The organism is Halobacillus sp. Nhm2S1, assembly GCF_019599545.1.
Classification (GTDB): domain Bacteria; phylum Bacillota; class Bacilli; order Bacillales; family Halobacillaceae; genus Halobacillus.
Map to the genome: position 1 here is coordinate 253,540 of NZ_JAIEZV010000002.1, position 21,312 is coordinate 274,851.

The window sequence follows — 21,312 nt, forward strand, 5'->3', positions numbered from 1 at the left end:
GATTCCTCCTTATCCCTTCGTTTTCTTCCCTTTCAACAAATCCATGACGTCGGTAATTTCATGAAAGTACTCGGAGGCCTTGTCCCATTGTTCTGTGACGACATTGACGAAAAGAATGTCAATCATATGTAACTGGGCAAGACGGGATGATGTGGCACCACTTCGAAATGGTGCAGGAATCTCTCTTGAGGCGGAAATGTACAACGATACATCGGCATGTTCTGCAACGGGAGATTGTCCATAACGTGTCAAACTAATTGTGCGAGCTCCCTTTTTCTTTGCAATTTCCATAATCTTCGCTGTTTCATAGGTTTCACCGGAAAACGAGATGCCGAAGACGACATCATTCTCCGTTACGTTAGCAATGTTCATCGCGGCATTATGCATATCTGTAAACGCAGAGGTCGGCTTGTTCATCCGTAAAAATTTCTGTTGGGCATCCTGAGCGATGATCCCGGACGCACCCACGCCGAAAAAGTGAATGGCACCCGCTTCGTTCAAAAGCTTTACCGCTTCTGATAACGTCCGGTAGTCCACCATTTCCGTTGTTTCGCGGATCGCCTGAAGACTGTTGCTCGTTATTTTTTCTACGATTGAATCAGAAGGCTCACCCGGTTGAATATCCCGGTACCTGGCCTCCGGCTTCTTTTGTAAATCCCCGGAGATCCTTAATTTCAATTCTTGCAAGCCTTTCAGACCAAGAGACTTGCACAACCGGATGACGGCTGCACTGCTCGTCGAGCTCAGCTCGCCGAGTTGTGTCGCCGTACAGTGGATCGCTTCATGAGGCTGATCCAAAATAAATTCGGCGATCTTTTTTTCAGAAGGTGGAAGCTTGTCCTTCATTTCATTTAAAATGACAAGTCCACCGGTTAGAGAATTCTTCATTTGTTTCACCACACTTATCCTTTAATGGCTCCCTCAGTCATTCCTTTAACGATTCGGCGTTGGAAAATCGCATACAAAACGATGACCGGTACGATGGCAATGACAAGGCTTGCAAACAGCGTCCCCCAGGCATTCGTATATTGCGTCTCATTACTAATATAATCAATCGCAAGAGCAAGCGTATAGTTTTCCTCCGATTGCAGGAAGATGAGCGCCATAAAATACTCATTCCAAAACTGGATCATATTCATAATCGTAACGGTAATAATCCCCGTTGTCGAAAGCGGCGTAATGATTTTCCACAAGATCCCATACGGCGACATTCCATCGATTGCAGCCGCTTCTTCAAGAGATTTTGGAATCGTTGCCATGAAACTCGTCAAAACGAAAATACTGAACGGCAGTTGGCTGACCGCATAAACGATACTGAGACCGAAAATGTTATCAAGCAGATTCAGCTGCATGAGTAGAAAGAACAACGGAATCCAGCCGAGGACCATCGGAATCATCATCGCTGAAATATAAAGCGTGAACAATAACCGGTTTCCGCGAAAGCGCATGCGTTCTAAAGCGTAAGAAGTCGGAATCGCCATCGCAAGGGTCAGTGTGGCTCCAAGACCGGTCACGATAAAACTATTAAACACACTCGCATCAATATTGTAATTGCTCCATGCATCGACGAAATTACTGAAACTGAATGATTCCGGAAGTCCCCACGGATTGGCGTAGATTTCTGCATTGGACTTGAATGCGCCCAACACCATCCAGAAAATCGGATATAAGACGGCCAGAGACCAGATGATCAATGGGATCCGTACAATCGTTCTTGAAAAAATACTCGCTTTTTGCACTCTATTCCCCTCCTGTCTGTTAATACTCCACTTTCTCTCTTCTCATCAGGAATTGCATAATTAAAACGGTCACGAGAGACAAGATTAAAATCATAACGCCGATTGTTGCCCCGTATCCGAAGTTGTATTTAACGAAAGCCTGTTCATATAAATAGGAACCCATCACGTGTGTTGAATTGTTCGGGCCACCTTTGGTCATGACCTGAACGATAATGAAGGATCCGTTCAAGGTCGTAATGATGATGTACAAGATGGAGATTTTGATTTGTGGCCAGATCAGCGGTAAGGTCACCTTCCAAAACTGCTGCCACTCGGTCGCCCCGTCGATCTCAGCTGCTTCATAGTAACTTTTCGATATGTTGGAAATCCCACCCATCAGCATGAGCATGAACAACCCGATCCCTGCCCACACAGAAGGAAGGACAAGACTTGGCAAAGCCCAGTCTTCGCTCCCAAGCCATGGACGTGTCCAGCTCTCAAGGCCAATCAATTCGAGACCTGAGTTCACAAGGCCAAGACTAGGATTATAGATGAACATCCACAAGATCCCGATCACGACGACGGACATGATGTTCGGAAAGAAGAAGACAATCCGATAAAACGGAGCTTCTTTGATTTTCATTTGTGTTAAGGCTACCGCAAAAAAGGTCGACAGAATCATGATGCCGAACACTTTTGTAATGACAAGAAAGTAATCGTGCCAGATCGTGCTTGGGATAATATCATCGCTGAATAACCGGCGGTAATTATCAAAACCTACGAACTCGGCGAGTGAAGAAGCCCCTGACCATTTGAAAAAGGAATAATAAAGACCATTGAACAAGGGATACAACGTGAACACGGCAAACAATAAGAATGTCGGAACAAGACAGAAGGCAAGAAACAAGTTCCGCTGTCGTTTGGACTGGACCATTTACAACCACCTCTTTTTCTGGTTTGAATATGTTTTTACTAGCATAAGTCAAGCAACAGCAGGATGGCATCCCGCGGTTGATTGGCTTATGCCTTTAAGAAAAATGGAATGTGAAGACCTCCGCCTCCACATTCCACTTGTCCTTTACTCCAAACTGCTGCGGTATTCCGCTGCCGCTTGTTCAGCTTCCTCAACGAACTCTTCGGCTGTAATGTTACCGAGCATCAAAGATACGAGCGAGTTGCTGATCGGCGTTTCAAGCTCTGAACTCATCGGGTGTGGCTTTTGATAAATCTGGACTTGCTCAGGATCGTTAATCATCTCATTGGCATCAATCAAGAATGAAGGAACTTCCTCACTTGAAGCAAGGTCCACCCCTTGCAGGTTCATGATCGCTCCCGTATGTTCAGAGAAACTCTTGGCATATTCTTTTGTGAAAACAAACTCGACGAAAGCTTTCGCTGCTGCTGGATTTTCTGCTTTTTCCGCAATGGCTAGTGGACGCAAGTCTGGAACAATCGCAGCTGGTTCACCTTCATCCTGCATCGGAGAAGGAATGAATCCATATTCGAAATCTTCCGGGGTATCATTGGCCATTTCATTCGGCAGCCAGAAACCAACGGGAATGAATGCATTGTCATGAAGCAGGAAATTCATTTGGGATTGCGTATGGTTCAACGCACCAAATCCAGAATCAATCATGCCTTCTTGCTGCATCTGCTCCACTTTTTTCATGACATTAAGGACAGGTTCACTCGTCCAAGCGCCTTCTGCACCTGTAATGACATCATTAAGTAACTCGTCTCCACCAGCTGCACCAAAGGCAGGGTAAAGCATACCGCGCAGGAAGTAGTATGGATATTGTCCTGTCGTAACGAAAGGCTCAATGCCCTCATCTTCCTTAATTTGACTCATCGTATCCATGAAACTAGGGAAGTCTTTCGGTACATCCCAATTGTTTTCTTCAAACCAGGCATTGTCATACCATGTGCCCCATGTATCGAAGACAAGTGGTAAGCTGTAGATTTCCCCATCGTACTTAGCAGGATCAACAATGAAACTTTCACCTAGAGCGGAACCATCTTCAAGCTCAACTCCACTCAACCATTCCGTCAAATTCATGAGCTGACCATCTTCAACCATCTGTGTTTCACTGGAACCCGCACCATCAATATAAACGACATCAGGTGGATCATCGGATACCCAGCGTGAACGCATTTCTTCATTAATATTAGGACCAGCATGTTCCGTGATCGAGACATCCGGATACTCTTCCTGGAAATCAGCAATGACTTCTTTCCACCAGGAATCACCATAACCACCGACAAAGTACTGAATTTCAAGCTCTCCCGAAACTTCACCGGATTCACCAGATTCCGAAGACCCTTCAGAACTGGACTCTTCCTCTGTGCCCTCGCTGTCCGTTTCTTCCGTCCCTGCTCCTGGTGCACAACCGACCAACAACAAGAAAGCGAACAAAACCGCCATCATCAACCAAGCAGATGTTTTCCGCCACATGTTCAACATAAGCTCCCCCTTTTTGATTGAAAAATTTATTTGAAACCATGAACAATGGTCTTCAAATCATTTAGATTCTTGCATGGCTTTTCTCAAATTGCCCTCATTCGACTGAAGCATTTGTTTGGCTTGCTCATAGGAAACGCTTCGCTTCAGCATAACGATCGCCGGCTTCACTTGAAGCTTCGCTTTTTTCAACGTATCCTCCGCTTCCTCATAAGTCGCTGAGGTACACTCCATCAGAATGCTTTTCGCGCGTTCTCTCAATTTATGGTTGCTTGCATGAACATCCACCATCAAGTTTTCGTAGACCTTTCCGAGTTTGACCATAGCTGTCGTGCTCATCATATTCAGCACCATTTTGTGAGCCGTCGCCGCTTTCAACCGTGTCGAACCTGTCAAAACCTCAGGCCCGACCACAACCTCTATGGGACAATCGGCAGAATCACTGATTTCGGAACGATGGTTGCAGGATAAAGAGATGGTGTAAGCCCCGACCGAACGTGCGTGATTGAGAGCTCCGATCGGATAAGGAGTCCGGCCGCTTGCCGTAATCCCGACCACAATATCGTCTGAGGTGAGTTTTTTTGCCTTCAAATCTTTTTCTCCCTGAGCTGCATCATCTTCGGAATTCTCTTTCGCTTTCGTAAACGCAGAACCACCACCTGCCATCACGGCTTGAACCATATCAGGATCCACCAGGAAAGTCGGCGGACATTCAGATGCGTCCAAAATGCCAAGACGACCGCTCGTACCCGCTCCTACGTAAAAGAGTCGCCCTCCTTTGTTTAACGAATCGGAAATACGATCCACCGCTTTCGTAATCGCCGGCAAAACTCGTTTGACGGCTTCTGCAACTTTGTGATCTTCTTCATTCATGACTTTCAAGATTTCCGATGTGGTCATCTCATCCATGTTTTTTGTTCGTTCATTTCGTTGCTCTGTTGTTAGGAACGTCAAGGAATTTGTCACCTTTGGCACCACCTTTGATTAATTTTCAGGAATTGCTAACATCGCTGCTCCAAACTCAGGTGGAGCATAAGGCTCTCGATATACACCTAACCCTTTTGTTTCGATCTTCTGGATGAAATGCTGTTTCAGAACTTTAGAGTGCTTGAAAATAGACCCAGCTGCTGTAATGTTTGTATCTCTTTCAAAACCGCGGCGAGCGATACTCTCTACATGTAAAACGAGCTCATCGGCTGCTTGTTCCAAGATCCTCACCGCAACTTCATCCTTTTGTTCCGACGCTTCTATTACACATGTCGCAAGCTTGGCAATCTCGTGTTTTTCTTGAGGCCTCCCATAAATGTGACGGACAAGATCTTCAGGCTTATGGAGGTGTAACTTCTCTAATATAAGAGGAGTCATAAGGGTTTCCTCTCCACGTCCATCTGCAGCCTTCGCCACTTTTGATAACGCTTTCAAAGAAAGGTAGTATCCACTTCCTTCATCCCCGATCAGATGGCCCCAGCCTCCACATTTATGGATTCCCCCTTCAAGATCGACGCCAACAGCATTCGACCCTGTCCCTGAGATGACAAGTATTCCAGACTTATCTCTAAGGGAAAGAGCTCCTTTCAGCGCGGCTAAACTATCGGATCCAATAAACGAGTTTAAATTTTCAGAAAATGATAAATTCCAAAAAATATTCTGCACAATCTTCTTCATTTTATCTTCGTCCTCTGGTCTTCCAATACCAGCAAGTCCGAAGCCAATGCCTATGATTTGTGCAGAATCTACGTTGAATGTTTGTAATCCTTTTTCAATCAGTGCCATTAACCGACGACCGGCTTCCTCAAAACCAATTTGATGAGGGTTGGTCCCCGGCCCCTGGATGACTTTTGGTTGTTTCGGGTATGTACAATGATTTGCTTCAAGGAACAGGCACGTGGTTTTCGTCCCGCCTCCGTCTATTCCAATCACATAGTTCATGGATTTCCTCCAAATCTTTGTTGGCTTTATTATAGAATTTTTGAATTTTTATGTCAACATATGTTTTAAATATTTGTAATTTTATTTCAAAAAGGAATGTAAAAGATAATCGTGCCGTTCACTTAAGTTAGAAATTAAACATTGCAGTTGTAAAAAAATTCCACACCAGGTCATCCAATATTTGGATGACCTGGTGTGGTTATTATTTCCATTAAACTCTATAGACCGTTCCCTCGTAAGGAGCCAATGCAGTGCGATTCGATGACTCTGGTTCATTTGTAATTACAATGGGCTTTGCTTCGATTTCTTTCAAGACCTCCTCATCTATTGCCACTTCTTCTGAAGAAAAGTTACAGACGACAAGAAGACTTCCTTCATCACCGACACGCTTGTAAGCAAAAACATTCGGATCTTCTCTCATTAACAGTTCAAAACGCCCATCTGTGATTAGATCGATTTCTTTTCTCAAGCGAATCAACTGTTGATAGAAATAGAAGACAGAATTTTCATCTGCCAGGGCTTGCTCTGCATTAATCTCTCCATAATTCGGATTCACCTGTATCCAAGGAGTTCCGTCTGTAAAACCACCATTTTCCGAGTCATTCCACTGCATCGGAGTTCGGGCATTATCACGGCCTTTTACATAGATGGCTTTCATGAGATCTTCATGAGACCATCCTTGTTCCTTCTTCTCTTTATACATATTGAAAAGCTCAATATCCCTGTATTCTTCGAGCGTGTCAAAGTGGACGTTCGTCATACCGAGCTCTTCGCCTTGGTAAATATAAGGCGTTCCCTGCATCATATGCAGACAGATGGCAAGCATTTTCGCAGATTTCACACGGTACTCACCATCATCACCGAAACGGGAAACGATACGGGGCTGGTCATGATTGTTCCAGTACAAACTGTTCCAACCGACACCATGGAGGGAGGTCTGCCATTTTTCAAAATTCTTCTTCAAATCTACGAGGTTCAGGTTCGTCCAGTTCCACTTGTCCCCGTTCGAATCTAAATCCATATGCTCAAAAGTGAAGATCATATTCAATTCTTCATTCTCAGGATCTGTATAGCGTGTCGCATCTTCTGGAGAAGCCCCAGGCATTTCCCCTACTGTCATCACGTCATAGTTTGATAGAACTTCCTTATTCATTTCCTGCAAAAATTCATGAACACGTGGCCCATTCATAAAATAGGGACTTCCATCACCATTCTCTCCATCCGGATAATCTGGATCTTTAGAGATAAAGTTAATGACGTCCATACGGAACCCGTCCATTCCTTTATCCAGCCAAAACTTCATCATGTCATATATATCTTCTCTGAGCTTGGGGTTTTCCCAATTTAAATCCGGCTGTTTTTTTGCAAAGATGTGCAAATAATAGGCACCTGTTGTTTCGTCATATTCCCAGGCAGGACCACCGAAAACAGAGGTCCAGTTTGTCGGTGGCTCTCCGTTCTCCTTGCCTTCTTTCCATATGTAATAATCGCGATATGGATTCTCCTTGCTTTTCGAAGACTCGACAAACCAAGGGTGTTCGTCAGACGTGTGATTGACGACGAGGTCCATGACGAGTCTCATGTCTCTCTTATGAGCTTCTTCCAGCAATCTTTCCAAGTCTTCCATACGACCAAATAGATCATCCACTTGGCGGTAGTTGCGAATATCATAGCCATTGTCTTCTTGTGGAGAGTCATAGACTGGTGACAGCCAGAGAACATCCACGCCCAGCTCTTTCAAATAGTCCAGCTTTTCTATAATTCCGGGAATATCACCAATTCCATCCCCGTTCGTATCATTAAAACTCTTCGGATAAATTTGATAAACGACACTCTTCTTCCACCACTCATGCTTATTCATCTCATCCACTCCCTTATGAAAACCTTCTCATACAACCATAACGCATATCCGAGGTTCACTTCCATTATTTGTTGTACCAGGTCATACAGATAATGGAAAAAGCAGCCAGCTTTTAGCTGACTGCTTTTTTCTTTAGAGTGCTTTTACTAATCCTCCATCTACCACCAGGGATTGGCCTGTGAGGTAGGTGTTGGCTCCTGAGGCGAGAAATACAACGGTTCGGGCGAATTCTTCTGGTTCGCCGTAACGACCGATTGGAATCGATTGTTCTGTACTCTTTTTCAGCTCTTCTACAGAGACCTCCAGTTTTTCGGCTCTCTTTTGATCAAGCTCCGCTACCCGATCTGTAGCGATCCGCCCCGGTCCTACGGTGTTAATGAGGATCTGATCCCCAGCAAGCTCTTGAGATAGACTTTTAGACAAGCCTACAATTCCTGCCCGAAAGGTGTTGGATAAGATAAGATTGTCCAACGTTTGTTTGATAGAAGATGAGGCAATATTGATGATCCTTCCTGCCTGTTGTTTCTTCATGGCAGGCAACACTTCCCGTATGGAGCGCGTAAAGCTGAGTAAATTCAGTTCAAATGCTTTCTGCCAGTCTTCATCATCAAAGTTTTCAAATGTTCCCGCTGGAGGGCCACCGGCATTATTAATCAGCACATCGACTGTTCCAAAAAGATCAATAGCTTTTTGAATCAGTTTTTGAATATCTTCCTTTTTAGTAACATCACAAACCTGGTACTCGACTTGAGTGTTCCCGCTCGCTTCTTGAATTTCTGCTTTCGCTGATTGAAGTTCCGTTTCGTTCCGGCTAGAAATAAGGACGCGTGCTCCTTCTTTGGCGAACTCCAGGCTGACAGCTTTTCCAAGCCCTTTACTCGAAGCTAGTACAACGACGGATTTATTTTCTAACTGCAAGTCCATTTCCATTCACTCCTCATGATTTTTTAAATCTACGACCGAATTTTCCAGTACCATCATGCGATCAACCTCACATTCAATCTTGTCACCATCTCTAATAACGACTGCTCCTGGAGTTCCCGTGGAGATGATATCCCCTGGAAGGAGTGTCATGACTTTAGAATGGAAAGAAACCAATTCGTAAGGTTGAAAAGTCATATTCCTTACTTTGTTCGTCCGATGAACCTTGCCATTGATTTTTGTTGTGACATTCAATTCTAAAGGATCACCGACTTCATCAGGGGTGATGAATTCTGGACCGAAACTAAAGAAAGTATCAAAGCTTTTTGCCCTCGTTAAGTATCTAGGATTTTTACGCAAAATATCTTCTGCTGTCATATCAATGATGGTTGTATAACCGGCAACTACATCCCCCGCCTCAGCAGCTTCGACATCTTTACACTCTCGGCCGATAATAACACCCAACTCTGCTTCTCCTGTCGTTCGTTCAGACTGCAGAGGGACTTTTATTTTGTCCCCATGGCCGATAATTGTCGTATCTGGCTTCATAAAGCTCGCAGGTTCCCCTTCAGGAGCAGCTTCGTCCAAATCCGAAGCATGGTCGACGTAATTTAAACCAATCCCCCAAATTTTTCTGGGGTGGCGATAGAGGGGACGGTAATCCGGATCTTCAATGGAAGGAACCCGTTCTTTGTCCTCATCCGCCACCTCGTTCCACCATTTCTTAAAACGACTCAATTGGTTAGATTGAATCAATTCGAACATTGTCGTAGGCCAGGATTGTTCAAAGAAATCATTCACATCAGGTAAAGGAGTGACTCGCCCTTCCTCCCTTCTTATTGCTGCGATCTCTTTTCCATCTTTCAGAATCGTAGATAAGCGCATAACATCTTCCTCCTCTATTAAAGAGCTGTTCGTTGTTGTTGAAGATCATTGTTACTTTTCAAATTGGTGACAAGTACAAAAGCAAAGATGGCTAAACCGATAAAATCGGTGAGGAGCCCTGGATAAATCAATAGTAAAGCTCCTGCTCCTGCTAAGGCCCTCATCCAGACGGGTACGGATGATTTCAGGTACCCTTCGGCCATGATCGACAGCATAAAGACGCCAACGAGGGAAGTAACGGTGATCAGCAAAATGTTCAGGACGGTTGCGTCAATCATCAACATCTCATGAGAAAAGACGAACATAAACGGAACGATAAACCCAGCGATTGCAAGTTTCATAGCTTGGAATCCGGTCTTGTTTGGGTTTCCACCTGCTACTCCTGCACCCGCAAAAGCTGCCAAAGCCACTGGTGGCGTAATATTGGCAAAGATACCGAAGTAAAAAACAAACATATGCGCCACGAAAGTAGCCGTTTCCGTAGATCCCGCCAGCTCACGATATAATGGAAGCTGTAAGAGAATAGGCGCAGCCATCGTACTTGTAATGATGTACGTTGGGATACTTGGAAGGCCCATTCCTAAAATGATAGAAGTGATCATCGTCAATATCAGCGTGATAATCAATTGGATCAGCGGGCTGTTGACGGCACTACCAATACTCACAATGCTATTAGCAATCTCTAATGCAACCCCTGTAAGGGAAGCGATTCCTACAACAATACCGACAGCACCACATGCTATCGCTACAGGGACAGTCGTTTTAGCCCCTTCTTCAAGGGCATTTAAGCAATCTTTAACCCCCACTTCATCCCCTTCGATTTGAAGCCATTTTCTCCAAAGGTTGATTCCAAGAGGAAGAGCAACAATCAATAAAAGTTCCCACCAATCACTACGGATATTCGGCATATTCCCACCTGTGACCAAAGCCGAAAGCTGGGGTTGGAAAATCAAGTATAAAGAAAGGGCAACAATAATCGGAAGCATCCGTTTCGATCCGGCAATCACTACCGTTGCAATGATGGACCAAAAAGCAGCATAAAAAGGTGTCTTCCCAGAGAAAAGCAGGTAAAGCAAAGTCAACATTGGAATGATTAAGTGACCACGCTCGACAAGGACCCCTTTTAATGATGGGAGTTCTTCTTTCGGCAGCCCTCTTAGTCCTCGTTTTGAGGCTCGGAAATGAACCTGCAGCAATATGCCGACATAGAACAGTAAAGCAGGTATGATTCCAGCTAAAATAATCTTCGTGTAAGCGACATTCAAGTTTTCTGCCATGATAAAAGCCGCCGCCCCCATGATGGGTGGTAAGATTTGACCTCCTACACTGGCTGCAGATTCTACAGCTCCGGCAAAGTCTTTCTTATAACCAATTTTCTTCATGAGAGGGATGGTGAACGTACCGGTCGTGACGACATTCGCAATGGCAGATCCGTTTATCGAACCTAGAAATCCACTGGCAATCACCGCAACTTTCGCTGGTCCACCTTTGGTATGACCGGCCACAGCAAGGGCTAAATCATTAAATAACTGGCCCATCCCCGACTTTGCGAGAAAAGCCCCGAACAATATGAACAGAATGATGTAACTGGCTGAAACTCCGATAGCGGTCCCGAGCACACCTTCTGTAATAAAGACCAGTTGAGAAATAATCTGTTTGGAAACACTTGTGATGACCGCAGGATTCAGTTCCGGATACACCGACAATTTCACATAGAATCCATAAATGAGAAAACCAAGTCCTAAAAGAGCAAGCCCCCATCCGGTTACACGTCGAGTAATATCGAACAATAATAGAATGATAAGTACCCCGACATAAAAGTCAGTGTCATTGATCTGGCCGCCGGATTGGATAATCCGTTCAGCGGTAGCCAACATGTAAATCCCCACAAAAAGAGACAGCCCCGCCGTTATGTAATCATAAAAAGGGAGACCTCTCTGCCCTCTTTTCCTAAGGAACGGATACATAAAAAAACCAAGGGTCATCAATGTATAAAGGTGGATACTTCTCTGTTTCACATCAACAAGTGAGCCTGCATAAGACGTGTACAAATGAAACAATGATAAAGCGATTGCCAATACAGAAATCGTTATGGCGATCGGTTTTGCCATATTCACACGCGTGGTACTCTCACGATCGTATTTTTCCGCTGTTTCGCTCTGCTGCTTATTCACTTTTCTTCACCCCTCCAATGAATTGCTATATACTGACCTAGCGGAACCTTCTGAACCTTTATTTGATAAGCTTTCTGACTTTCAAGCGATAAGATGGTATCCTTTCCATACATAACCGTATGATTGGTGCTTTTTCCTGTTCGAATCGCCAGCTGCTTACCTATCCTCTGGGAGATTCCCGTCATGTAAACCCAGCCATCTTTCAGAAAGGTCTCCTCCCCAGTATCGTTCGGTACACCTGCCCCAAACGTCTTGAAGCGTGTGGCCGTCAATTTAATCGACCTATCCTCGATGACAAACATCTCTTCCCAGGTCTCTTTTTCAACAGAATGGGTCCAGCTGATGGTAAAGCCTTCTCCTTCTTCAAGCTCAAAAATCCTGCTTAATTCCTGATTTGTATAAATACCGAGCACTTCCACTTTCACAAAGAATAAGGAGAGTGCTGCACTAAGAATGATAAAAACACCAACAACAAAATAGGTCTTTTTCATGGAATAAAAAAGGGCACCGGAACGATGCCCTGTTTCCTTTACTCTAAAATGCCTTGTTCTTCATAAAACTTCTTAGCACCTGGATGCAATGGAGCAATTAAACCTTTAGCAATTTCATCACGACCCAATTGCTTCAACGCACCGACAGAAACTTCTTCTGTTCCCAAATATTCATAGTACCGTTTCGTCATGTCATAGACGACATCTTCGCTCAGATCAGGGCTGACGATAATCATATTTTGAATACCCACCGTCTCAACCGCTTCGTCTAAATTGTAACGGGCTTCGTCACCAGCTTCGATCGTATTCGCCTTGTAGAATGGATATTTTTCCATAAGTGCATCAGCGGTTTCGCCTTTGATTTCAACAAAGTTGATATCCGTCTGCTGCATCAAATCCGTAATGTTGCTGTTTGGTACGCCTGAAGTAAAGAACGCAGCATCTAAATTTCCATTCTTCATTTCCTGTACGCTATCGGCATAACCCGTATGTGTTACTTTTGAAAGATCATCATAAGTAATGCCAACCGCTTCAAGCACTTTCTTCGCACTTTGTTCAACACCAGATCCTACTTTACCTACGCCTACTTTTTTCCCTTCAAGATCTTCAATGGATGAAATACCGCTGTCCTTCAAAGCTACGACTTGGACGACATTCTGATACATCCCCGCCATCGCTTGTACTTCTACGGCGTTCCCATCAAATTGACCTTGTCCTTCAATCGCATCATAACCAACGTCACTCATAATAATGGCCATCTGATTAAGGCTGTCCTCAATGTTTTGGATGTTCGCTACAGATGCCCCCGTAGATTCTACGGTCACATTATCAATACTGTCGCTCTCTTCAAAAACCGGCTTGAGTGCTCCACCAATAGGATAATAAGTCCCGGACGTTCCACCAGTTCCAAAGACTATGGACTCAGATCCTCCTCCGGAACTTGAAGCCTCTTCCGACCCGCCATCACTGCCACAAGCTGCCAAAACTAACGTAAATGCTAAAGATAAAACAAATAATAACCGTTTCATCGTGTTTATTCCCCCAATTCGTAATATTCTAAAAATAATGGTAACGCTTTCAATTATTAAAAAAAACATTACGGACATATTGGACATTTTGGTCTTTTTGGTCTTTGCTCTTATTCATAAAAAAAGAGGCCTCTTTTTTTATAAGAGAACCTCATGGTTTCACCTGATAACGATTGACCGGACGGCCGACACCGCCGTACTGGATATCGATATTCAGCTGTCCATTTTTCTGAAGATAGTCTAAATATCTCCTTGCTGTCACCCGAGCCATACCTAAACCGTCCGCTACCTCTTCGGCGGATAAGGCAACGGCATCCTGTTTCAAGTAATCTAAAATTTGGTTTAAGGTTTGTTGATTCAATCCCTTAGGAAGGTGATTCATTCCTTTTGATGACGGAGCATGGTTGAATAAAGTATCCAACTGTTCCTGAGCGACCCCACCTTCTCCTGTCATACGGGTACGGAAATTCTTATAATCGAGAAGAGCTCGTTCCAATCGTTCAAATTTGAATGGCTTGATAATATAATCCACCACCCCATATTGAAACATGGAACGAATCATGCTTTTGTCATTGGCCGCAGTGATCACCATAACCTCTACATCGAAGGCTAGACGACGAAGTTCCTGCAATGTCTGCCTCCCATCCAGGGCGGGCATGTAGATATCCAAAATGACCAGGTCAGGTTGATGTTCCCGGATAAGCTTCAACCCTTCTTCTCCATTAGAAGCGATAGCAACGACATGATAACCTTCCACCCTCTCGATGAATTGCCGGTTCACTTCCTGGACCATAGGATCATCTTCAATCAATAACACCCGAATATCCGATCGTTGTTTTCTCATCCTGTCCCTCCTCTTTTTCCATAGGGAATTCAATAACAAAACTTGTGCCTTCCCCGATTTGTGAGACAACTTCTAATTCTCCGCAGCCTTTATGTACGATATTTTTCACGAGGTATAATCCAATGCCGGACCCTTGATCTCCTTTCGTTGAATAACCCTTTTGAAAGATTTTCTCTTTCTGTTCATCCGATATCCCTTCCCCATTGTCCTCAACCATAACGGTACACTGATGTCGATCCTGCAAGATGGACACACTCACCAACTTCTCCTCTCGATGGATGCTATGCAGAGCATCAAAAGCATTTTCAACGAGATTCCCGACAATGAGGACAAAATCGTGTTGATCCAATAATGGAGGATAACTTTTCAACGTACTATTCTCATCAATGGACACATCAATTCCAAGCTCTCTGCCCCGACTCACTTTACTAATCAACAACCCCGCTAAACTATAATCTTTGAATTTGTGGACCAGCATCCGGGAAAGATTCTCATGTTTCTCTGACGTTTCAAACACAAAGTTTAAGGCTTGTTCCTTTTGATCAAGCTGAATCAATCCTGCAATCGTATGTAATTTATTTAAATGCTCATGGTTTTGAACACGCAGCGCATCAACAAACGCTTTTACGCCCGTCAGTTCTTCTGCGAGTTTGGTAATATTGGTACGGTCCTGAAACACCATGACTGCCCCGATCACTTCTTTATCCACCCGTATGGGAACTCTTGTATTGAACAGGATGGCACTGCCATACCTTATTTCCTCATTGAAAGCTGTCTCTCCTGATACAAGGACGTGATGCAGCCGCATTTCCGGGACCACATGTTGAATGGGCTTGCTCAAATAATTTCCATTCAGACCAAGAATCTCTTTCGCCTTTTCATTCATAATGGTGATCTGACTATCTTTATTTACAGCAATGATACCTTCATTCATGGCTTGGAAAGTAGCCGTTCGCTCTACTAACAATTGAACAATTTCATAGGGTTCCAATCGGTACGTCTGCTCTTTAAGGTGCCTGGCAAGTAACCAGGAACCAATAACTCCGAACAAGGAAGTCAGAAACAGGATGAAAAAAATCTCCCTTTTCATATCCGATAAAATCTCAGTGATCGATGGTAGAAGATTCCCTACAATCACGACTCCAATTTGTTCGTGATCATCATTCATCACGGGTACAAAACCTCGGACCGCTACCCCGGCATCGCCTTGAGCTTTTGTTGTATAACTATGTTCAGCAAATGCAGGTCCTTCATCCTTTCCTGAGGAAAGGGTTCCAAGCTTATCTTCTGAAGGATGAGAAAAACGAACCCGATTCATATTGAGCACCACAATGTAATCAGAGTTGTTAATGGTCCGAATCCTATCCACCACAGGGTTAATTTCGTCCCATCCTTCCGGTTCGGATAAATGTTTTTTTAACGCTGGCAAATTGGCTACCGTGCGTCCCGTTACAAGGGCATGCTCTCCAAGAGACTTCTCTCTGGATTCAATGGTGTTCCCTATAATGACGATGCCACCGATGACGATAGAAAAAAGGACGATCCCGAATGATAGAATCGTAATCTTCCAACGAATCGGCATATGTTTCAGTGACATGGTCCATCCCCTTTCCTATCCTCTCTTCATTCTAGTGTATCACTTAATTGTCGAACTATGGTAAACTGATGTAAACGATTCCAGGAGGGATTCTTCTGAAGACCTTCACAGCGATCGGTCTCTTTATCTGCACGGGGATTTTAACGGCGCTTTATTTGGGCTTTGATTTCAGCGAGGCCTCTGAGACCCTTGAATATGACGATGAACAAGAAGGAATTAATGATGAAGTTGTTATTAAATTCAGCCACGTCGTAGCCGAAAACACACCAAAAGCGAGAGCAGCCAGAAAATTTGCCTCCCTTGTCGAAACACGATCAAACGGGGAAATCAAAGTGGAAATCTATGCGAATGGCAGTCTATATAATGATCAAAACGAATATGCAGCCTTAAAAGACGGACATATCGAAATGATCGCTCCTGCTACATCAAAAATGACAGCCCATGACCCTGGATGGCAGGTTCTTGACCTCCCCTACGCGTTCTCAACTTTCGACGATGTAAAGAAAGCTTATGAAGGAGAATTAGGTAACCAGTTATTCGATCGTTTGGACAGTGACATCAGAGGAATGACCTATTGGTATAACGGATTCAAACAAATCACAAACGACAAAAAGCCATTGCTTTTACCCGAAGACTTCAAACGGACGCATTTTAGAATTATGCCAAGCCCTATGATTCAATCCCAATTCAAATCGCTGGGCGCAAGCACCAGTGAGATTCCTTTCAATAAAACCTACAGCAATTTGGAAGTCGGTTTTATCGATGGACAAGAAAATACAGCCTCCAATATTTTTTCTAAGAAATTGTATGAAGAACAGAACTATATGACCATTAGTAATCACGGTTACTTAGGCTATGTTGTCCTAATGAATAACGATTTTTGGGAAGAGCTTTCAAAAGAACATCAACTGATTATTACGAACGCACTGGATGAGACGACCGCATGGATATGGAGACATGCCATTGAAATGAATGACTCACACCTTCGCCAAATGAAACGAATGGACTTCATGGAGATTCACTATTTAAGCAGCGAACAAAAAGAGCTTTGGAAAGAGAAATTTAAAAGTATCTATCAAAATACTGATATCAGCCAATCATTGATGGAAGAACTAGAACGAATACAAGAAGAATAACTTCACACTTGAGGAGGAAGATGAAATGAGAACCGTGTTTGTCGCTGGTCATTCTAAATTACCGACGGGTATTGCTGCCAACCATATCTCTGAATCTCTCACTTTAACATTGGAAATCGATCAAAAATATGGTGTCATCGTAGATGCCTCCTGTACGCTTGCTACTGACCACGGAAGAGGCTATATTAAATCATTATTAAAAGGGTTCAGCTTAAAGGATGGAATCGAAGAACCATTGAATACATTAAGAAAAGGGTATCTTGGGAAAGCCGGGAATGCCCTTGAAGCCGCCCTGAAGGATGCACACAAACAGTATCACCAACATATGTAAAAGGACCAGCACATGCTGGTCCTTTTTCTGCTTATTTTGCTATAGCATACGACCGTTCAGGAAGTCGCTCAGCAATTTCTTTGCCTATCTCCAGTGATGCGGTTGCTGCTGGAGAAGGGGCATTGCAAATGTGTACGGTCCTCTTTCCTGAAATGATATAAAAGTCATCCACGAGCTTTCCGTCCTTCAACATGGCCTGTGCCCTCACTCCAGCATCTGATGGAAGGACATCTTCAGGTTCAATGGAAGGGACGAGACGCTGCAGGCTCTTAACAAAACTTTTTCTATGAAAGGAACGTACCATTTCCTTCATCCCTTCTTTCATATTGGAACCAGCCATTTTCCAGAAGCCCGGAAAAGATAGAATATCTCGTGTATCTCTCCAGTCAAAGTCCGTTTTCCTGTACCCTTCACGCTTGAATGTGAGTACAGCATTAGGACCTGCATGGACCCCTCCATCCATCGTTTTCGTTAAATGGACACCAAGGAAAGGAAAATCCGGGTTAGGAATTGGATAGATTAATCCTTTTACGAGGTGGCTTTTTTCTTCTTTTAATTTGAAATACTCCCCGCGGAACGGAATAATCCTCAATTCACTGTGAATCCCCGCCATCTTAACAATGCGATCACTGAACAAACCTGCACAGTTCACCACATACCTGGCACGTATATTCTTGCCGGGAAGATCGATGACTACCTCTTCCTTGTTCTCATGAAGGTCCTCAACCGGTTGCCCGAGCAAAATATCAACCCCTGCCGCTTCCAACAGTTCTTTTAACTTCTGGCTCACCTGTTTATAATCAACGATTCCGGTGGTCGGTACTTTAAGCCCAGCGATTCCATCGACATAGGGTTCGATTTCTTTCAATTCCTCTCGGTCGATCCTGGTAACATTCAATCCATTCTCCTGGACTCTTTCATACAAGGCCTCCATACGTGGAAGCTCTTCTTTTTCAGTTGCTACGAGCACTTTTCCACACACATCGTGAGGAATATCGTTTTTTTCACAAAAGTCCACCATGGATTGGCGACCTTGAACAGCCATCCTTGCTTTCAGACTCCCAGGTTTATAATAGACACCAGAATGGATCACTCCACTATTTCGTCCGGTTTGATGGATCGATATCCTTTTTTCTTTATCAATGACAGCGACCCTTGCATGTGGGTCCTTCTTCTTAATAGCATGAGCGGTTGACAATCCGACAATTCCGCCCCCGATTACAGCATAATCATACATCCCAAAACCTCCCGTTATTGAACAAATCGACCTCTTTGACGGAGCAACTCTCTATGCAGCTCTGTATTCTGTTCAAAAGCCCCTCGACCGTGAAGCCAGAAACGATTGTTCAACATAACAAGATCCCCTACAGGAAGTTCCAACTCGATCACTCCTTTGGATTGTTCGATTGCATAGGAGAGCTCTTGTAGGTATTCCGCTTGTTGAATCGTTTGAGGATAAACAAATTGATCAATAAAACAAATACAAGGCAGGTTGTTCCATGTATAAAATGTCTTTCTGGTAACCTCTTCAGAAACGTTCTTACTTGCAGGGGCTTTATAAGTAAAAGGATAAGAAGCTAACGAATGATTGGAGAAGTATTCAAAATCCTCCCACTCATCCAAGTGAAGAAGTCTTGAGCTTCCTCCAACAGCGTTCTCCTCTTCCATTTTCATCATAAGCAGCCAGTCCGTTGGTTCGTCCACATAGGTTCCATCCGTATGCAACGTAAACCGTCGGTAAGCTTGACGAAGGTAGGAATCACTGTCATCGGTATGTTTCACAGAGAATCGGGCGTAATACTTTTTCGACATGGCATCAAAGTTAGGAATACCTGCCAGGTGAGAAAAAGCAGTTGAAAACTTCACATAATCCTGGGCGTCTGCATTTTCCCCACCCAGACCGACCGTGAATCCGCCGGATAAACGATCATGTAGAATATGGCGAATGGTTTCACCGAATGATTCATCCAGTAAGTCCTGCAGGGCTTTTGCAACCATAAGGCGCTGATAAGGAATATACTCCAGTTGTTCATCGCTGATGTCTTTGACGTCTGCCAAAAATTGCTGTACCACCCATTGTTCCAATTCTACTTTATACAATCGAGGATGTTCCTTATTAGGCTCTATACGATACCCATGACCTGTCCATACTTGCTCCGGATGCTTTTTCGTCTCAACCATACTCATAAAAAATCCCTCCAAAATTTTTGATAGTTTATGAACTGATTACGAAAAAAAGCCAGTCCTCCCCTACTAGGGAAGAACTGGCTTCTTACTGCGGATTTACCTCTTTGGTAATGGAGGTTATAACAGTCTTAACAGTTCAAATGATCAGTTACGTTCTAGTAATCCGGATTCGAAAGGGGGTACCTTTTTGAGGGATTACTTTCTCCAATCATCATAAACTTGTTTGACAATTCTGTCAATAATAAACATTCATACATAAAAACATCGTCAAAAGGCTAAATCTTTTTGTGAAATAAGTGAAATCAGCTCAGAATGAATACGCTTTCTTATTTTGGGTGGAATCAATGAATCCCTTCCCTTTATTTGTTAAATTCAACAAACTCTTCAATCGGAAAATGGATGTTTCTATAAGAGAAACAATGATAATATAAAGGTATTCACACCATAAGGAGCACCGCTATGAAACATTCATCACACTTGAACTATTCATATAAAGATTACATCGATTCCCCAGAGGGGCTTGCCGACAGCATTGCGGAAACCTTAGGATGTCCGGTGACCATTGAAGATGCCAACCACCGCATCGTCTCTTACAGCAAACATGAAAAAAATGTAGATGAAGCAAGAATCGCAACCATCATGAGACGGAAAGTTCCGGAACATGTGATCAATGGATTGTGGAAACAAGGCATCATGGCCAAGCTTTTTGAAAGTGACCAGCCGATCATTGTGAAAACCATTGATTCTATTGGTCTCGGCCACAGGTTAGCTGTCTCTGTCCGCAAAAATAACGAAATTCTTGGATTCATATGGGCACAGACCAATGACCTCTCCGTGACAGCGGAACATTTGGAAGAAATGAAAGAAGCTGCCCAGTGGGTCAGCCACCATCTCCTAAGACAGCAGGCGAAAAAGAAAAAAACCGAAGAAAACCGAAAAGAGTTTTTCTGGCAGCTGCTGACAGGATCGCTCCAAAATCCGGCAGAGATCAAACGCCTCGCTAAGAAATTTCATATGAATTTGCAAGGACAACTTTGTGTAGCCGTGTTCGAGTTCACCGAAGATATGAGCCAGGCGGTAGAGCGCCACGCCTATTACTTAACCGAAACGCTCCATCAAACCCGGATTGTGAACCGGATCTTTGATGACCAGCAGCTCATTCTCCTTGTCCGCACCGATAATAAGGAAGATGCGAATGAAATGAATCAGGCGTTCATTCGTGAGTTCACACAAAAAATGAAAGAACGTCTCAACTTTGAAGACCTAAAAGGAGCGTTCGGGCTGATCTATGACTCACCGACTCTAATCAGTGACAGTTATAAGCAGGCGTTGAAAGTACTGGAATTGAAGGAGCAATATTCTGCAGGGCTTCAGCATGTCGACAATTACCAGGATCTTGGTGTCTACCAATTCCTCAATGAACTGTCCTCCCTTCAAAAACGGGAGAATTATAAAAACGATGCCTTGACCAATATTCGAACATACGATGAACGTCATAACTCCATGCTCTTGGAAACGTTGAAAGTTTTCCTTGAGAAGAACAGCAATGTACACCAGGCAGCCGCCCATATGCATATTCATACGAATACGTTGAATTACCGTTTGAAACGGATCAAAGAAATTGGAAATATCGACTTCAAGGATATGAACCAAAAGACAATGCTTTATCTGGATTTACTGATTTATGAGAACGAACAGGAGGATTTGTGATTTTTCACAAATCCTCCTGTTTATTTTTTCATTTTTACCTAA

At 43.7% G+C, this 21,312-nt stretch carries 19 protein-coding genes; 3 read left to right on the forward strand and 16 right to left on the reverse strand.

Going from position 1 to position 21,312, the window contains the following annotated elements; genetic code table 11:
• Positions 1 to 9 precede the first annotated feature (9 nt).
• The 14 genes from K2225_RS07830 to K2225_RS07895 form a co-directional block, all read right to left on the reverse strand.
• Positions 10 to 888: a MurR/RpiR family transcriptional regulator gene (locus K2225_RS07830; RefSeq protein WP_220584893.1), complete on the reverse strand. Its 879-nt coding sequence runs from the start codon at positions 886 to 888 to the stop codon at positions 10 to 12.
• 14 nt (positions 889 to 902) lie between these two features.
• On the reverse strand, positions 903 to 1,739 hold the full coding sequence (locus K2225_RS07835; protein ID WP_220584234.1) for a carbohydrate ABC transporter permease: 837 nt from the start codon (positions 1,737 to 1,739) through the stop codon (positions 903 to 905).
• A 19-nt stretch (positions 1,740 to 1,758) separates the two neighbouring features.
• Positions 1,759 to 2,652 (reverse strand): carbohydrate ABC transporter permease, encoded by an 894-nt coding sequence (locus tag K2225_RS07840; protein WP_220584235.1) that lies wholly within the window; start codon positions 2,650 to 2,652, stop codon positions 1,759 to 1,761.
• 144 nt (positions 2,653 to 2,796) lie between these two features.
• Positions 2,797 to 4,179 (reverse strand): ABC transporter substrate-binding protein, encoded by a 1,383-nt coding sequence (locus K2225_RS07845; RefSeq protein WP_220584236.1) that lies wholly within the window; start codon positions 4,177 to 4,179, stop codon positions 2,797 to 2,799.
• Positions 4,180 to 4,236: 57 nt separating this feature from the next.
• On the reverse strand, positions 4,237 to 5,142 hold the full coding sequence (murQ, locus tag K2225_RS07850; protein ID WP_220584237.1) for an N-acetylmuramic acid 6-phosphate etherase: 906 nt from the start codon (positions 5,140 to 5,142) through the stop codon (positions 4,237 to 4,239).
• 18 nt (positions 5,143 to 5,160) lie between these two features.
• Positions 5,161 to 6,105, reverse strand: a complete 945-nt coding sequence (locus K2225_RS07855; RefSeq protein ID WP_220584238.1) for an N-acetylglucosamine kinase — start codon at positions 6,103 to 6,105, stop codon at positions 5,161 to 5,163.
• Between the two features lie 211 nt (positions 6,106 to 6,316).
• The gene (locus tag K2225_RS07860; protein ID WP_220584239.1) at positions 6,317 to 7,966 is read right to left on the reverse strand and encodes an alpha-glucosidase; all 1,650 of its coding nucleotides are present in this window, start codon (positions 7,964 to 7,966) and stop codon (positions 6,317 to 6,319) included.
• A gap of 132 nt (positions 7,967 to 8,098) precedes the next feature.
• Positions 8,099 to 8,890 carry an SDR family oxidoreductase gene (locus tag K2225_RS07865; protein ID WP_220584240.1) on the reverse strand — a complete coding sequence of 264 codons (792 nt, stop codon included), beginning with the start codon at positions 8,888 to 8,890 and terminating at the stop codon, positions 8,099 to 8,101.
• Positions 8,891 to 8,896: 6 nt separating this feature from the next.
• Positions 8,897 to 9,772, reverse strand: coding sequence for a fumarylacetoacetate hydrolase family protein (locus K2225_RS07870; RefSeq protein ID WP_220584241.1), 876 nt, complete (start codon positions 9,770 to 9,772; stop codon positions 8,897 to 8,899).
• A 17-nt stretch (positions 9,773 to 9,789) separates the two neighbouring features.
• Positions 9,790 to 11,946, reverse strand: a complete 2,157-nt coding sequence (locus K2225_RS07875) for a TRAP transporter permease (RefSeq protein ID WP_370632727.1) — start codon at positions 11,944 to 11,946, stop codon at positions 9,790 to 9,792.
• The gene (locus K2225_RS07880) at positions 11,943 to 12,437 is read right to left on the reverse strand and encodes a DUF1850 domain-containing protein (protein WP_220584242.1); all 495 of its coding nucleotides are present in this window, start codon (positions 12,435 to 12,437) and stop codon (positions 11,943 to 11,945) included. Before K2225_RS07880 ends, K2225_RS07875 begins: the two co-directional genes overlap by 4 nt.
• Positions 12,438 to 12,475: 38 nt before the next feature.
• The gene (locus K2225_RS07885; protein ID WP_220584243.1) at positions 12,476 to 13,465 is read right to left on the reverse strand and encodes a TAXI family TRAP transporter solute-binding subunit; all 990 of its coding nucleotides are present in this window, start codon (positions 13,463 to 13,465) and stop codon (positions 12,476 to 12,478) included.
• 151 nt (positions 13,466 to 13,616) lie between these two features.
• Entirely contained in the window at positions 13,617 to 14,309 is a 693-nt protein-coding gene (locus K2225_RS07890) for a response regulator (RefSeq protein WP_220584244.1), read from the reverse strand.
• Entirely contained in the window at positions 14,269 to 15,906 is a 1,638-nt protein-coding gene (locus K2225_RS07895; protein ID WP_220584245.1) for an ATP-binding protein, read from the reverse strand. The genes K2225_RS07890 and K2225_RS07895 overlap by 41 nt, the downstream gene beginning before the upstream one ends.
• 155 nt (positions 15,907 to 16,061) lie before the next feature.
• On the opposite strand from K2225_RS07895, the gene K2225_RS07900 reads away from it, so the two are divergent.
• On the forward strand, positions 16,062 to 17,042 hold the full coding sequence (locus K2225_RS07900) for a DctP family TRAP transporter solute-binding subunit (RefSeq protein WP_255574325.1): 981 nt from the start codon (positions 16,062 to 16,064) through the stop codon (positions 17,040 to 17,042).
• Between the two features lie 25 nt (positions 17,043 to 17,067).
• Positions 17,068 to 17,373, forward strand: a complete 306-nt coding sequence (locus K2225_RS07905) for a DUF3870 domain-containing protein (protein WP_220584246.1) — start codon at positions 17,068 to 17,070, stop codon at positions 17,371 to 17,373.
• Positions 17,374 to 17,404: 31 nt separating this feature from the next.
• On the opposite strand, the gene lhgO is transcribed toward K2225_RS07905, so the two are convergent.
• Positions 17,405 to 18,610 carry an L-2-hydroxyglutarate oxidase gene (lhgO, locus tag K2225_RS07910; protein WP_220584247.1) on the reverse strand — a complete coding sequence of 402 codons (1,206 nt, stop codon included), beginning with the start codon at positions 18,608 to 18,610 and terminating at the stop codon, positions 17,405 to 17,407.
• Positions 18,611 to 18,624: 14 nt separating this feature from the next.
• On the reverse strand, positions 18,625 to 19,560 hold the full coding sequence (gene glaH, locus K2225_RS07915) for a glutarate dioxygenase GlaH (RefSeq protein ID WP_220584248.1): 936 nt from the start codon (positions 19,558 to 19,560) through the stop codon (positions 18,625 to 18,627).
• 459 nt (positions 19,561 to 20,019) lie between these two features.
• Here glaH and K2225_RS07920 point away from each other — a divergent pair, with 459 nt between their 5' ends.
• Positions 20,020 to 21,270, forward strand: a complete 1,251-nt coding sequence (locus tag K2225_RS07920) for a PucR family transcriptional regulator (RefSeq protein WP_146817099.1) — start codon at positions 20,020 to 20,022, stop codon at positions 21,268 to 21,270.
• The last annotated feature ends 42 nt before the right edge of the window (positions 21,271 to 21,312 follow it).